Here is a 13,231-nt window from a genome sequence, read left to right as displayed (position 1 = left end):
ATGGAACAATTGCCTCAGCCCAGCTCCACCCGGTTACGCCCTGCGTTTTTCGCCCGGTAAAGCGCCTGATCGGCTCTTTTGAGCACCAGATCGCTGTGTTCTCCTGGCCGGAACGCTGCCAGTCCCATGGAAACCGTGATCGTGACGCGCTCGCCCTTGAAGTGAAACGGGCAGGCTTCGATGGCGGCACGCAGGGTTTCCAGAAGCTTGGCGCCGACGGCCGGCGGAGTTGCTGGCAGCAGCAGGACAAACTCTTCACCGCCGAAACGGGCAATGAAATCATTGCCACGCATGCGTTTGCGCAGCACGGTGGCGATGATCTTCAACACTTTGTCACCGGCCAGGTGGCCGTAGTTGTCGTTGATCCGCTTGAAGTGATCAAGGTCGAGCATGGCCAGGCTCAGGGTGTTGCCGTGCTGCTGCCATTGGGCGATTTCATGTTCGAGTCGTTCGCTCCAGGCGGCGCGGTTGGGCAGACCGGTGAGCGGATCGATCAGGGCTTTCTGGCGTTGCTCTTCGAGGTGTTCGCGATAACCCTGCGCTTCCTGCTCCATGTGCGCGACGCGCTCGGCCAGGCTTTTCAGGCGTGCGGCGACTTCCTGTTCCCGGGCGTCGCGCTGTTTCCGGTGCTGGTCCATGGTACCGAGCAGGCCTTCGAGGTGGTTTTCCAGGACCTGCTTCAAATCATCCAGATCGGCCGCTTCCTGCACGCTGTTTTGCAGGCCGTCGACCTGTTCGCGGATCTGCGTGTCCATCGCTCGCGCCGCAGAACTGTTGTCGGCGTGGCCTTCGCTGGCGGCCTGCAAGTTGCTCTGGAACGCTTCGAGGCGCTCGTTGAGTTGCTGCAGGTAGGCTTCGAATTCGTGCTGGCCGCTGTCGGTAATGGCCAGCATCAAGGTCGCCAGATCGTCGAGGATCGGCAGCAATTCGTACCAGTTCAGGCCGTTTTTCAAGCGATCGCGCATGGCCTCGGCTTGCGGGCGATGGCGCTCCGGCAGGGTCAGGTCATCCAGCAATCCGATCAGCGTGTCTTCGATGTGTTTGGCGACCGAGCTGTAGGACGGCTCCGGCGAATCCGGCAGGGCGTAGAGAATGTCGTGCTCGGATTGCTCCGGATCGATGGCGGCCAATGCCTGGGCGATGGGCTCGGGCAGAGGCAGGCTGTCGAGGATCACGGGCGGCGGGGTATCGCCGGGGTGGATCAACTCGTCGGGGTTGATGGTCGTGTGCACTGCCGGCGCGAAAACCGGAGGAGGCGTGAAGGCTTGGTGCTCTGCTTCCGGCTCGACGGGTTCTGGTTCGCTGGGGGCGGTGGGCGCTTCGGTGAGGATTCTGGCCGGCTCAAATGCGACCACCTCCGGCTCCGCATGGTCCTCAGGGATTGGCTCTGGAGCGTTGGATGGTTCGGCCGCGGGGGCGGCGATCGGCGCTTGGCTTATGCTCGCAGTGGCAACCGGTTCGGCGCTTGTAACAGGCGCTTGCGGCGCTGGTGCAGCTTCATGTGTGACGGGCGCTTGCTCTGGCTGCACTGGTGGTGCGACCGCAGCGGCCTGAGCCACTGGCGCAGGCGTTTCCTCGCTGTCGCGACTGCCGAACAGACGCTGCAACAAGCCCGGGCGTCCCGGTTCCGCCGGCGTTGCCAGCTGGCTCAAGGCCTTGCCCTGCAGGCCGCTGAGTTCGCTGAGCAGCAGCGGCATTTCTCTGGCCTGACTCACCCGGCCGTCCAGTTGCTTGGCAAATTTCTTCAGCGGCTGAGCCACATCGCGAGGCAGGGGCAGGGATTGCAACTGAGTGACCAGCGCCGTCAGTGCGGTGCTGACCTGTTCGATCCGGGTTTCCCGGCGCTGCTCGGAATCGAGCACGGCTTTTTCCAGGCGTGGCAGCAGGGCGGCGAGGCCGGCGTCCATGTCATCGGTGCGCACCACGTCGCGCATCTCTTTCATGCACTGATCGACCACGCGGTCGGTGCCTTCCGCTGCCAGGGTGCTGCGCACCAGGCCGCGGCGCAGCAGGTCGAGCCGGGCGTCCCATCGACGTTCGAGCTTTTCCTGTTGTTCGATGCTTTTGAGGTATTTCTCTTTCCAGCGTTGGGCTTCGTCGCTCATTCAGGGGTTCCGCGAAGGGCAGTGCTCAACGCGGGCAATGCATCGGCCGTGAGCGAACCCGGCAGACGAATCTCTACCGCGACCGGCAGGTGATCGGAAATCGGCTGTGCCAGCACTTCGACCTTTTCCAGGGTCAGGGTCGGGCTGAGCAGAATATGGTCCAGGCAGCGTTGGGGGCGCCAGCTGGGGAATGTCGCTTCGAGTTGCGGGGCCAGCAGGCCGAGGTCACGCAACGGCGAGTGTTGCAGAAGATCGCTGGCGTGGGTGTTCATGTCGCCCATCAGCACCTGATGCTTGTAGCCGCCGATCAGCTCGCGGATGTAGGCCAGTTGCATGCTGCGCACGCGAGCGCCGAGCGCCAGATGCATCATCACCACCACCAGCGCTTCCGGGCCTTCGCCAAAACGCACCAGAATTGCACCGCGCCCTTTCGGACCCGGCAGTGGGTGGTCCTCGATCGCCCACGGCCGCAGGCGACTGAGCACGCCATTGCTGTGCTGGGCCAGTCGGCCAAGGTTGCGATTGAGCTGTTGATACCAGTAGGGGAAGGCACCGAGGTGAGCCAGGTGTTCGACTTGATTGACGTAGCCTGAACGCAGGCTGCCGCCATCGGCTTCCTGCAGGGCGACCAGATCGAAGTCGCCGAGCAGATTGCCGATCTTTTGCAGATTGGTGGAGCGCCCGGGGTGCGGCAGCAGATGCTGCCAGCTGCGGGTGAGATAGTGCCGATAGCGCTCAGTGCTGATGCCGACCTGAATATTGAAGCTGAGCAAGCGCAGACGGCTGTCTGCGGGCAGGCCCGTCGATTCCAGGTGATGTTCGTTGACCTGCGGATCATGCAGGCCGACGACGCGTTCGGACCCCCAGCGGCGCATGGCGATTGCCGCGCTTAGTTGGCAGCTGCCTTGTTGGCCGCTCGCTCTTTGGCCACCAGTTGGTCAGCCAGCTTCAGTGCCTGTTCGGCGCCGCCGGCGGAGCCGATGTCGAAGCGGTACTTACCGTTGACGATCATGGTGGGAACGCCGGAGATTTCATATTTCTTGGCCAGCTCGCGGGCTTTCACGATCTGCCCTTTGATCGCGAACGAATCGAAGGTCGCCAGGAATTTCTCCTTGTCCACGCCTTGGGTGGCGAGGAAGTCGGCCATGTCGTTCTTGTCGGTGAGTTTCTTGTGTTCTTTCTGGATTGCGTTGAAAACGGCTGCGTGCACGTTGTGCTCGACGCCCATGGCTTCCAGGGTCAGGAACAGCTGGCCGTGAGCGTCCCATGGGCCACCGAACATTGCAGGAATGCGCACGAAGTTGACGTCGGACGGCAGTTTTTCAACCCATGGATTGATCACCGGCTCGAACGCGTAGCAGTGCGGGCAGCCATACCAGAACAGCTCGACCACTTCGATCTTGCCAGGCACGGCGACCGGTACCGGGTTGCTCAGTTCGACGTAAGGGGCAGCAGGGGCTTCGGCGGCCTGGGCGGTCACGCCGAACAGGCTGGCAGCGACGAGGGCGGCGCTGATGATCAGATTACGCATGCTTTACTCCTGGACAATTTTGGTCGCCTCGCGCGACCTGTTTTCAGACAGATCCTGGCGGGCATGAGTTCTGTAGTGTAACGGCAGCGGCCACAAAAAAGGGCGGCCAAAGCCACCCTTTTTATACTTGCTGCGACGGATTAATCGAGCGTTAACGTGGCAGGCGCTGGCCATCGCACGCAACGCTCGGATCGTGCGTCTTAGTGCAGGCCCTGAATGTAGCTGGAGACTGCCGCAATGTCTTCGTCGCTCAGCTTACGGGCGATGGTGCGCATGGTCATCGCGTCGCCGTCGTTGTTACGGCCGGCTTCTTCCTTGCGGAAATCGGTCAGCTGTTTGGCGATGTATTGAGCGTGTTGGCCACCCAGGTGCGGGAAGCCGGCGGCTGCGTTGCCGGCGCCGTTCGGCGAGTGGCAACCGGTGCAGGCTGGCAGGCCTTTCTCGAGGTTGCCGCCGCGGAACAGGGCCTCACCGCGAGCGACGATCTTCGGATCGGCGGCGCCAACGCTACCTTTCTGGCTGGCGAAGTAGGCGGCGATATCGGCCATGTCCTGATCGCTCAGGTTGGTCAGCAGGCCGGTCATTTCCAGAACGGTGCGCTTGCCCGACTTGATGTCGTGGAGCTGCTTGGTCAGGTAGCGTTCACCCTGTCCGGCCAGTTTTGGAAAGTTTGGCGCCATGCTGTTGCCATCCGGGCCATGGCAGGCGCCGCATACGGCGGCTTTTGCCTGGCCTGCGGCTGCATCACCGGCGGCATGGGCGAAGCCTGAGATTCCCACGGTCAACAGCAGACTCACGATCAGTTTGTTCATCAGCTAATCCAACTACGGCTAAGGGTTAAGAGTTATGGACCGGGCTTACTCTCGCTCATCCAGAGGATGAGGGCCTGGTAATCCTCGGCACTGCAGTCCATGCACAAACCACGCGGCGGCATCGCCTTGAAACCCTGGGTCACGTGTTGCACCAGCGTCTCCATACCTTTCGCCAACCTCGGCGTCCAAGCTGCCTGATCGCCTCTTCTGGGCGCCATGGGGAGTTGGCCGGAATGACAGGCTCCACAAACACGGTTGTACACGGCTTCCGGATCCTGTGTAGCCTGTGCGCTGTAAAGCGGCATCAAGACTCCGGCAGCCAGCAGCCATTTCGTCATAAAACGACCTTTTCAGGGTTGAGAGCGTTCTGCGTTCTAATGCGCAATAAAGGTCTGTCGCTCTCGTGAACTTCATCCTTCGCTGGGACAAAGCACACACAAAATCTGCGGCATTATATACTGGCGCCACTGAAACGGAAGCGACACCGCGTTCCGCGCCTAATCCCGGCGCCGCCCACATCGGAAATCCCATGCAACTCAAGAATCCCATCCTCGGCCTGTGCCAACAGTCCACGTTCATGCTCAGTGCCGCCAAGGTCGATCAGTGCCCCGACGACGAAGGCTTCGAAGTGGCGTTCGCCGGTCGCTCCAACGCCGGTAAATCCAGCGCGTTGAATACTCTGACTCACGCCAGCCTGGCGCGCACCTCGAAAACCCCGGGTCGCACACAGCTGTTGAACTTCTTCAAGCTAGACGATGAACGGCGTCTGGTCGACCTTCCGGGCTACGGTTATGCAAAAGTACCGATCCCGCTCAAGCAACACTGGCAGCGTCACCTCGAGGCTTATCTCGGCGGCCGCGAGAGTTTGAAGGGTTTGATTCTGATGATGGACATCCGTCATCCAATGACCGACTTCGACCTGCTGATGCTCGATTGGGCCGTTGCCGCCGGCATGCCGATGCACATCCTGCTGACCAAAGCCGACAAGCTGACCTACGGCGCAGCCAAGAACACGCTGCTCAAGGTGCAGTCGGAAATCCGTAAAGGGTGGGGCGATCAAGTGACGATCCAACTGTTCTCCGCCCCAAAACGCATGGGCCTGGAAGAGGCCTACACTGTGTTGGCGGGCTGGATGGAACTGGCGGACAAAGGCGCCGAAGCGGCGACCGAGGCAGAATAAGGGGATTTCAAAACTGCCTGTGGCACTGCATGGCTGCGCCACAGGCAGTTTTGAGGCAAAAAAAGCCCCGGACTTCATATGGGGAGGGAGAAGTTCCGGGGTTCAAGTTCCGAACCGCTAGGGCGGGGTTCAGATATCTGCCAACACTTAACACAACATAGGAGCATCGAAGGGCTTCACCAGCCATTCAGTATCTCTGAGTGCTCTGGCGCAAGATTAGTTCAGATTCTTTTCAAAAAACTTTGGAATAAGCTCGAGAACGATCAGACCTAAGCGCTTTCCGATGCCTTTGCCGCGACGTTGTGCCGCGGCAAAACCCCGTTCCAGAGGCCTCAGTGCGCCTCGTCCCAGTTGTTGCCAACCCCCACTTCAACCAGCAACGGCACGTCCAGTTTCGCCGCTTCGCTCATATGCACGCGAATCTCTTCGCGAACCTGATCGACCAGATCCTCGCGAACCTCCAGCACCAATTCGTCGTGTACCTGCAGGATGACCCTGGCGTCCAGCCCGGAAGCGCTCAGCCAGTTATCCACCGCCACCATGGCTTTCTTGATGATGTCCGCTGCGGTGCCCTGCATCGGCGCGTTGATCGCCGTGCGTTCGGCGGCGGCGCGTTCCTGCGGCTTGTTGGAGTTGATGTCCGGCAGATACAGGCGACGACCGAAGATCGTTTCCACATAGCCTTGATCCGCTGCCTGGGCGCGGGTGCGATCCATGTAATCGCGAACACCGGGGTAGCGCGCGAAGTAGGTGTCGATGTAGGCCTTGGCAGTCTTGGTGTCGACGCCGATGTCCTTGCCCAGCTTCTGTGCGCCCATGCCGTAGATCAGACCGAAGTTGATCGCCTTGGCGCCACGGCGCTGATCGGACGTCACTTCGTTCAGTTCGACCTTGAACACTTCGGCGGCGGTGGCGGTGTGCACGTCCAGGTTGTTGCGGAAGGCGTTCATCAAGCCTTCGTCGCGGGACAGGTGGGCCATGATCCGCAGTTCGATCTGTGAGTAGTCCGCCGCCAGCAGTTTGTAGCCTTTCGGTGCGACAAAAGCCTGACGGATGCGCCGGCCTTCGGCAGTGCGCACCGGGATGTTCTGCAGGTTCGGATCGCTTGACGACAAACGACCGGTCGACGCAACGGCCTGATGGTAAGAAGTGTGAATACGCCCGGTACGCGGGTTGATCTGCTCCGGCAGGCGATCGGTGTAGGTGCTCTTCAGCTTGCTCATGGAACGGTGTTCCATCAGCACTTTCGGCAAGCGGTGGTCGTCTTCGGCCAGTTTCGCCAGCACTTCCTCGGCGGTGGACGGCTGGCCCTTGGCGGTTTTCTTCAGCACCGGCAGGCCGAGCTTTTCGTAGAGGATCACGCCCAGTTGCTTCGGCGAGCCTAGGTTGAATTCTTCACCGGCAATCTCGAAGGCTTCACGCTCCAGCGCGACCATCTTGTTGCCCAGCTCAATGCTCTGAATGCCGAGCAGTTCAGCGTCGACGAACGCGCCCTGGCGCTCGATGCGAGCAAGCACCGGCACCAGCGGAATTTCGATGTCGGTCAGCACGCTGGCCAGACTCGGGATGGCGCTGAGTTTCTCGAACAGCGTCTGGTGCAGGCGCAGGGTCACGTCGGCATCTTCGGCGGCATACGGCCCGGCCTGTTCCAGAGCGATCTGGTCGAAGGTCAGCTGCTTGGCGCCTTTACCGGCGATGTCCTGGAAGCTCACGGTGGTGTGGTCCAGGTACTTTTGCGCCAGGCTGTCCATGTCGTGACGGGTGGCGGTGGAGTTGAGCACGTAAGACTCGAGCATCGTGTCGAAGGCAATTCCGCGCACGGTGATGCCTGCATTCTGATCGCCACCGATAGCGCAGTTGGCCAGGATGTTCATGTCGAACTTGGCATGCTGGCCGACCTTGAGCTTGTTCGGGTCTTCGAGGATCGGCTTGAGCGCACGCAGCACGGTGTCGCGATTCAGCTGCTCCGGCACGCCGATGTAGGAGTGGGTCAGCGGGATATAGGCCGCCTCATTAGCCTGCACCGCGAAGGAAAGCCCGACCAGTTGCGCCTGCTGCGCGTCGATGCCGGTGGTTTCGGTGTCGAAGGCGAACAGCTTGGCGTTCTTCAGCTTTTCCAGCCAGACGTCGAATCGCGCCTGGTCGAGGATGGTTTCGTACACGGCATCAGCCGGAGCGGCAGGCACTTGTTCCGCAGGCGCGCTGAACAGATCGCCGGCCGGCGCAGGCTCGGCGGCAGCGCTCAGTTCCTGGCGCTTGGCATCGCGATCCAGGTCATTCAGCCAGCTCTTGAATTCCAGCAGGGTGTACAGCTCGTAAAGTTTGGCCGGGTCTTCCGGGCCCATTTGCAGGTCGTCGAGACCGATGTCCAGCGGCACGTCGACCTTGATGGTCGCCAGTTGATAGGAGAGGAAGGCCATCTCCTTGTGCTCTTCGAGCTTGGCCGGCAGGGTCTTGGCGCCACGAATCGGCAGGGTCGGCACGATGTCGAGCTGTGCATAAAGCTCGGTCAGACCACCGTTGACGCCCACCAGCAGGCCGGACGCGGTTTTCGGGCCGATGCCTGGAACGCCGGGGATGTTGTCGGAAGAATCGCCCATCAGGGCCAGATAATCGATGATCTGTTCCGGAGCGACGCCGAATTTCTCCTTCACGCCCTCCACGTCCATCGAACTACCGGACATGGTGTTGACCAAGGTAATGTGGCCGTCGACCAGTTGCGCCATGTCCTTGTCGCCGGTGGAGATGATCACCGGGCGATCGGCGGCCGCACTGCTGCGGGCCAGGGTGCCGATCACGTCGTCGGCCTCGACGCCTTCGACACACAGCAGCGGGAAGCCGAGGGCGATCACGCTCTGGTGCAGCGGTTCGATCTGCACGCGCATGTCGTCGGGCATGCTTGGGCGGTTGGCCTTGTATTCGGCGTACATCTCATCGCGAAATGTCCCACCCTTGGCGTCGAACACCACGGCGAACGGGCTGTCCGGATACTGCTTGCGCAGGCTCTTGAGCATGTTCAGCACGCCTTTGACCGCACCGGTCGGCAGGCCTTTGGAGGTGGTCAGCGGTGGCAGCGCGTGAAAGGCGCGGTACAGGTAAGACGAACCGTCCACCAGGACGAGGGGGGCTTGGCTCATGAGCAGAATCAACCTTTTCGGCGGGCCCGGCGCTAGAATAGCGGGACCGTTGACGACAAAGGGACAAGGTTATCATGCGTACGTTAAATCGCTTGCTGCTGGTCAGTCTGATTGCTGTCTCACCGCTGGCCGCGATCGCGGCGGATGATGCGCCATCGGCGGAGCCGGAAGTTACCATTAGCACGCACACGGAAGGTGACAAGGTCATTCAGGAATACAGCCGGAGTGGATTCGTGTATGCGATCAAGGTCACACCGAAGGGCGGCAAACCCTATTTTCTGGTGCGCGCCGATGGTACGGACGCGAACTACATTCGATCCGATCAGCCGGATATGCTGATTCCGTCGTGGGAAATCTTTACCTGGAAGTGAATTTCCTGACTTTTAATCGGCGCCGTTTGATAGCGGCGCCAGAACTGAGCAGTTTTTAACCATGTCTGTGTTCACCCCCCTGGCTCGGCCCGAGCTGGAAACCTTTCTCGCCCCGTACGGGCTCGGCCGTCTGCTCGATTTCCAGGGGATCGCCGCCGGCAGCGAAAACACCAACTTCTTTATCAGCATGGAAAAGGGCGAGTTCGTCCTGACCCTGGTCGAGCGCGGCCCGGTGCAGGAAATGCCGTTCTTCATCGACCTGCTCGACGTGCTGCACGAGGCCGATCTGCCAGTGCCCTACGCGCTGCGCACCACCGACGGCGTGGCCCTGCGCGAGCTGAAAGGCAAACCGGCGCTGCTGCAACCGCGTCTGTCCGGCAAGCACATCAAGCAGGCCAACGCCCAGCATTGCGCCCAGGTCGGTGACTTGCAGGCCCATCTGCACCTGGCAACCCAGGGCGACAACATGATCAAGCGCAAGACTGATCGTGGCCTGGACTGGATGCTGGAAGAGGGCACGCAGTTTCTTTCGCACCTGAGCGACGAACCGCGCGCGCTGCTGCAAAAGTCTCTGGATGAAATCACTCAACAGAAAGAGAAAATTCTCGCGCTGCCTCGGGCAAACATCCATGCCGACCTGTTCCGCGACAACGCGATGTTCGAAGGCACGCACCTGACTGGATTGATCGACTTCTACAACGCCTGCTCCGGCCCGATGCTCTATGACGTGGCAATTGCCCTGAACGACTGGTGTTCGGACGATGACGGAATGATCGACGGCCCACGTGCGCGTGCGTTTCTTGGTGCTTACGCGGCACTGCGTCCGTTCACGGCGGCCGAGGCTGAACTGTGGTCGACCATGCTGCGAGTGGCGTGCGTGCGGTTCTGGCTGTCGCGGTTGATTGCAGCGGAATCGTTCGCCGGGCAGGACGTGCTGATTCACGATCCGAAAGAGTTCGAGCAACGGCTGGCGCAGCGTCAGCAGGTCAGCACACCACTACCTTTCGCCCTGTAAAAGAAAAAACCGCAGCCTTGTGCAGGCTGCGGTTTTTTGTATCAGAGCGATTCCAGGCATCCCGCCAGATCATTCCCCAGTTTTTCCAGCACTTGCTCATAACCCTGAGCCGTCGCTGGCGTGTACCCGCCCAACGCATCCAGTTCCGCCAGTTTCACCGGCAGGCCTGCCACCAGGGTCTCGGCCAGACGTGGACGCAGCGGTGGCTCACTGAACACGCAGGTCTTGCCGACTTCCTGTAAACGCGTACGCATCGCCGCCACATGCTGGGCGCCCGGCTGTACTTCCGCCGCGACGCTGAACACACCGGCGTGTTTCAAGCCGTAGGCCTCTTCGAAATAATCGAAGGCTTCGTGGAAGACGAAGTAGGGTTTGCCTTCAATACCGGCCAGACGTTTCTTCAAGCGTTGATCCAGCGCATCCAGACGCTCATCGAACGCCTTGGCGTTGCTCTGATAGCGCTCGGCGTTGGCCGGGTCTGCAGCGCTCAGATCTGCGGCCATTTTGTCGGCAATAACTCGCGCGTTCACTGGCGATAGCCACAAATGCGCATCGAGACTGCCCGGGCGATGATCGTGATCATGTTCGTCGGCCTCTTCTGCGTGGGAGTGGCTGTCCGCAGCGAAACGGCGCAGCTGCATGCCCGGCAGGTCCTGTACCGCAACGCTCGGCAGCGTACGACCGTTCAGCACGTGAGGCAGGAAACCTTCCATGTCCGAGCCGATCCAGTACAGCAGGTCCACCGATTGCACCTTGCGCACGTCAGACGGGCGCAGCGCGTAGTTATGCGGCGAAGCGCCTGGCGGCAGCAGTACTTCCGGAATTGCCACGCCGTCCTGTACCGCAGCGGCGATCAGTTGCAGGGGCTTGATGCTGGTGAGGACTCTGACCTCGGCCTGAGCCGGACCGATCAGCAGAAAACCGGTGATGAATACGACAAAAACAGAAAAAAGTCGGGACACGATGACCACTCAATGAGGCGAGAACGGGTAACATAATAACGTCTCTAACCAAACTCGTCGCCGCTCATGCCTATTACACCGATTGCCAGCCGTCCCCACGACCACTCGCACTGCGTTCACAGCGCGCTGTCCGAGGCCGATGCCCTGTGTGCACAGAAAGGCCTGCGCCTGACCGCGTTGCGCCGGCGGGTGCTGGAACTGGTCTGGCAGAGCCACAAGCCGCTGGGCGCCTACGACATTCTGGCCGTGCTCAGCGAGCAGGACGGGCGCCGCGCCGCGCCCCCGACCGTGTACCGGGCGCTGGATTTTCTGCTGGAAAACGGTCTGGTGCACCGCATCTCTTCGCTGAACGCCTTCGTCGGCTGCGTTCACCCGAAACATTCGCACCAGGGCCAGTTCCTGATCTGCCGCGAATGCCATGCGGCCATCGAACTTGAGCAAAAAACCATCAGCGACGCCATTGTCCACAGCGCCAGGGACGTCGGCTTCATCGTCGAGGCCCAGACCGTCGAAGTGGTCGGTCTCTGCTCCGGTTGCCGGGGGGCTTGATGAGCGATGCGCTGATCCGTCTGGAGCAGGTGGCGGTCCGGTTTGCCGGGCAGAACGTGCTGGACAACATTCACCTGAGCGTCGAGCCGGGGCAGATCGTCACCCTGATCGGCCCCAACGGCGCCGGCAAGACCACCCTGGTGCGCGCCGTGCTCGGGCTGTTGAAACCCGACAGCGGCAGCGTCTGGCGCAAGCCGAAACTGCGCGTCGGCTACATGCCGCAAAAGCTTCACGTCGATCCGACCTTGCCGCTGTCGGTGCTGCGCTTCCTGCGGCTGGTGCCGGGCGTCGATCGCCCACGTGCGCTGGCGGCACTCAAGGAAGTCGGCGCCGAGCACGTCATCGACAGCCCGGTGCAAAGCATTTCCGGCGGTGAAATGCAGCGCGTGCTGCTGGCTCGGGCACTGCTTCGCGAGCCGGAACTGCTGGTGCTCGACGAGCCGGTGCAGGGCGTCGACGTCGCCGGGCAAGCCGAGCTTTACAGCCTGATCACCCGGCTGCGCGACCGTCACGGCTGCGGCGTGTTGATGGTGTCCCACGATCTGCATCTGGTCATGAGTACCACCGATCAGGTGGTGTGCCTCAACCGTCACGTCTGCTGCTCCGGGCATCCCGAGCAGGTCAGCGGCGATCCGGCCTTTGTCGAATTGTTCGGCAACAACGCGCCGAGCCTGGCGATCTATCACCACCATCACGACCACGCCCACGACCTGCACGGTTCGGTGGTCAAGGGGCCCGTGTCGGGCCAACCTCACGTTCACGGAGATAGCTGCAAGCATGGCTGATTTTCTGTTTTACGCCCTGCTTGCAGGTCTGGCGCTGGCAGTGGTCGCGGGGCCGCTCGGCTCGTTCGTGGTCTGGCGGCGCATGGCCTATTTCGGCGACACGCTGTCCCATGCCGCACTACTCGGCGTGGCGCTGGGCTTTCTGCTGGATGTCAGCCCGACCGTTGCGGTTACCGTTGGCTGCCTGCTGCTGGCAGTGCTGCTGGTGACCTTGCAGCAGCGTCAGCCACTGGCGTCCGACACGCTGTTGGGCATTCTCGCACCGAGTACACTCTCTCTCGGCCTGGTGGTACTAAGCTTCATGCATGAAGTGCGGATCGACCTGATGGCCTATCTGTTCGGCGACCTGCTGGCGATCAGCCCGACCGATCTGGCGTGGATCCTCGGCGGCAGCGCGGCGGTGCTGGTGCTGGTGGTGACCTTGTGGCGGCCGCTGCTGGCAATCACCGTGCACGAAGAGCTGGCCAGGGTCGAAGGCCTGCCCGTGGCCGGTTTGCGCATGGCGTTGATGCTGTTGATCGCCGTAGTGATCGCGGTGGCGATGAAAATCGTCGGTGTATTGCTGATTACGTCGCTGTTGATCATTCCGGCGGCTGCGGCACAGCGTCACGCCCGTTCGCCGGAGCAGATGGCGCTGGGCGCGAGCGTGCTGGGCATGCTCGCGGTGTGTGGCGGGCTGGCGCTGTCCTGGTTCAAGGACACCCCGGCCGGCCCGTCAATCGTTGTGACGGCCGCCGCACTGTTTCTGCTGAGTTTTGTTCTGCCCCGTCGAGGGGTGTAGACT

The 13,231-nt window shown here is 61.5% G+C and carries 13 protein-coding genes; 6 read left to right on the top strand and 7 right to left on the bottom strand.

Going from position 1 to position 13,231, the window contains the following annotated elements; all coding sequences use genetic code 11:
- Positions 1-14: 14 nt before the first annotated feature.
- From ACKJSM_RS20140 to ACKJSM_RS20120, 5 genes are all read right to left on the bottom strand, one after another.
- The gene (locus ACKJSM_RS20140; protein ID WP_410238628.1) at positions 15-2,105 is read right to left on the bottom strand and encodes a GGDEF domain-containing protein; all 2,091 of its coding nucleotides are present in this window, start codon (positions 2,103-2,105) and stop codon (positions 15-17) included.
- Positions 2,102-2,980, bottom strand: a complete 879-nt coding sequence (locus ACKJSM_RS20135; RefSeq protein WP_236180019.1) for an endonuclease/exonuclease/phosphatase family protein — start codon at positions 2,978-2,980, stop codon at positions 2,102-2,104. The genes ACKJSM_RS20140 and ACKJSM_RS20135 overlap by 4 nt, the downstream gene beginning before the upstream one ends.
- Positions 2,981-2,994: 14 nt before the next feature.
- Positions 2,995-3,636, bottom strand: coding sequence for a thiol:disulfide interchange protein DsbA/DsbL (locus tag ACKJSM_RS20130; protein ID WP_236180021.1), 642 nt, complete (start codon positions 3,634-3,636; stop codon positions 2,995-2,997).
- A 200-nt stretch (positions 3,637-3,836) separates the two neighbouring features.
- Positions 3,837-4,448 (bottom strand): c-type cytochrome, encoded by a 612-nt coding sequence (locus tag ACKJSM_RS20125; RefSeq protein WP_236180023.1) that lies wholly within the window; start codon positions 4,446-4,448, stop codon positions 3,837-3,839.
- A gap of 32 nt (positions 4,449-4,480) precedes the next feature.
- Positions 4,481-4,786: a c-type cytochrome gene (locus ACKJSM_RS20120; RefSeq protein ID WP_236180025.1), complete on the bottom strand. Its 306-nt coding sequence runs from the start codon at positions 4,784-4,786 to the stop codon at positions 4,481-4,483.
- A gap of 191 nt (positions 4,787-4,977) precedes the next feature.
- Here ACKJSM_RS20120 and yihA point away from each other — a divergent pair, with 191 nt between their 5' ends.
- The gene (yihA, locus tag ACKJSM_RS20115) at positions 4,978-5,628 is read left to right on the top strand and encodes a ribosome biogenesis GTP-binding protein YihA/YsxC (protein ID WP_085696556.1); all 651 of its coding nucleotides are present in this window, start codon (positions 4,978-4,980) and stop codon (positions 5,626-5,628) included.
- Between the two features lie 332 nt (positions 5,629-5,960).
- Here yihA and polA read toward each other — a convergent pair whose 3' ends face one another.
- Positions 5,961-8,765: a DNA polymerase I gene (gene polA, locus ACKJSM_RS20110; RefSeq protein ID WP_410238627.1), complete on the bottom strand. Its 2,805-nt coding sequence runs from the start codon at positions 8,763-8,765 to the stop codon at positions 5,961-5,963.
- 74 nt (positions 8,766-8,839) lie between these two features.
- Between polA and ACKJSM_RS20105 the strand changes: the two genes are divergently transcribed.
- Together ACKJSM_RS20105 and ACKJSM_RS20100 are read left to right on the top strand one after the other, a co-directional pair.
- The gene (locus tag ACKJSM_RS20105) at positions 8,840-9,136 is read left to right on the top strand and encodes a DUF2782 domain-containing protein (RefSeq protein WP_236180029.1); all 297 of its coding nucleotides are present in this window, start codon (positions 8,840-8,842) and stop codon (positions 9,134-9,136) included.
- A gap of 61 nt (positions 9,137-9,197) precedes the next feature.
- Positions 9,198-10,151, top strand: a complete 954-nt coding sequence (locus ACKJSM_RS20100) for a homoserine kinase (RefSeq protein ID WP_410238626.1) — start codon at positions 9,198-9,200, stop codon at positions 10,149-10,151.
- 41 nt (positions 10,152-10,192) lie between these two features.
- Here the strand turns inward: ACKJSM_RS20100 and ACKJSM_RS20095 are convergent, their stop codons facing one another.
- The gene (locus tag ACKJSM_RS20095; protein ID WP_410238625.1) at positions 10,193-11,113 is read right to left on the bottom strand and encodes a zinc ABC transporter substrate-binding protein; all 921 of its coding nucleotides are present in this window, start codon (positions 11,111-11,113) and stop codon (positions 10,193-10,195) included.
- Between the two features lie 66 nt (positions 11,114-11,179).
- On the opposite strand from ACKJSM_RS20095, the gene zur reads away from it, so the two are divergent.
- From zur to znuB, 3 genes are read left to right on the top strand one after another with little or no spacing between them, the layout of a single operon-like run.
- Complete coding sequence (gene zur / locus ACKJSM_RS20090; protein WP_064379572.1) at positions 11,180-11,662, top strand: zinc uptake transcriptional repressor Zur; 483 nt, start codon at positions 11,180-11,182, stop codon at positions 11,660-11,662.
- Positions 11,662-12,447 (top strand): zinc ABC transporter ATP-binding protein ZnuC, encoded by a 786-nt coding sequence (gene znuC / locus ACKJSM_RS20085; protein WP_410238624.1) that lies wholly within the window; start codon positions 11,662-11,664, stop codon positions 12,445-12,447. Before zur ends, znuC begins: the two co-directional genes overlap by 1 nt.
- Complete coding sequence (gene znuB, locus ACKJSM_RS20080; RefSeq protein ID WP_410238623.1) at positions 12,440-13,228, top strand: zinc ABC transporter permease subunit ZnuB; 789 nt, start codon at positions 12,440-12,442, stop codon at positions 13,226-13,228. The genes znuC and znuB overlap by 8 nt, the downstream gene beginning before the upstream one ends.
- Positions 13,229-13,231 lie beyond the last annotated feature (3 nt).

The sequence above is a fragment of the Pseudomonas sp. PHC1 genome (assembly GCF_046487845.1).
Classification (GTDB): domain Bacteria; phylum Pseudomonadota; class Gammaproteobacteria; order Pseudomonadales; family Pseudomonadaceae; genus Aquipseudomonas; species Aquipseudomonas sputi.
The sequence above is the reverse complement of the archived record's forward strand: the minus strand, read 5'-3'. Positions and strand labels throughout refer to the sequence as shown.

Excerpts from the sequence above, each read along its gene's own strand:
- ACKJSM_RS20140 (WP_410238628.1), bottom strand. The coding sequence starts at position 2,105 with ATGAGCGACGAAGCCCAACGCTGGAAAGAGAAATACCTCAAAAGCATC.
- ACKJSM_RS20135 (WP_236180019.1), bottom strand. The coding sequence starts at position 2,980 with ATGCGCCGCTGGGGGTCCGAACGCGTCGTCGGCCTGCATGATCCGCAG.
- ACKJSM_RS20130 (WP_236180021.1), bottom strand. The coding sequence starts at position 3,636 with ATGCGTAATCTGATCATCAGCGCCGCCCTCGTCGCTGCCAGCCTGTTC.
- ACKJSM_RS20125 (WP_236180023.1), bottom strand. The coding sequence starts at position 4,448 with ATGAACAAACTGATCGTGAGTCTGCTGTTGACCGTGGGAATCTCAGGC.
- ACKJSM_RS20120 (WP_236180025.1), bottom strand. The coding sequence starts at position 4,786 with ATGACGAAATGGCTGCTGGCTGCCGGAGTCTTGATGCCGCTTTACAGC.
- yihA (WP_085696556.1), top strand. The coding sequence starts at position 4,978 with ATGCAACTCAAGAATCCCATCCTCGGCCTGTGCCAACAGTCCACGTTC.
- polA (WP_410238627.1), bottom strand. The coding sequence starts at position 8,765 with ATGAGCCAAGCCCCCCTCGTCCTGGTGGACGGTTCGTCTTACCTGTAC.
- ACKJSM_RS20105 (WP_236180029.1), top strand. The coding sequence starts at position 8,840 with ATGCGTACGTTAAATCGCTTGCTGCTGGTCAGTCTGATTGCTGTCTCA.
- ACKJSM_RS20100 (WP_410238626.1), top strand. The coding sequence starts at position 9,198 with ATGTCTGTGTTCACCCCCCTGGCTCGGCCCGAGCTGGAAACCTTTCTC.
- zur (WP_064379572.1), top strand. The coding sequence starts at position 11,180 with ATGCCTATTACACCGATTGCCAGCCGTCCCCACGACCACTCGCACTGC.
- znuC (WP_410238624.1), top strand. The coding sequence starts at position 11,662 with ATGAGCGATGCGCTGATCCGTCTGGAGCAGGTGGCGGTCCGGTTTGCC.
- znuB (WP_410238623.1), top strand. The coding sequence starts at position 12,440 with ATGGCTGATTTTCTGTTTTACGCCCTGCTTGCAGGTCTGGCGCTGGCA.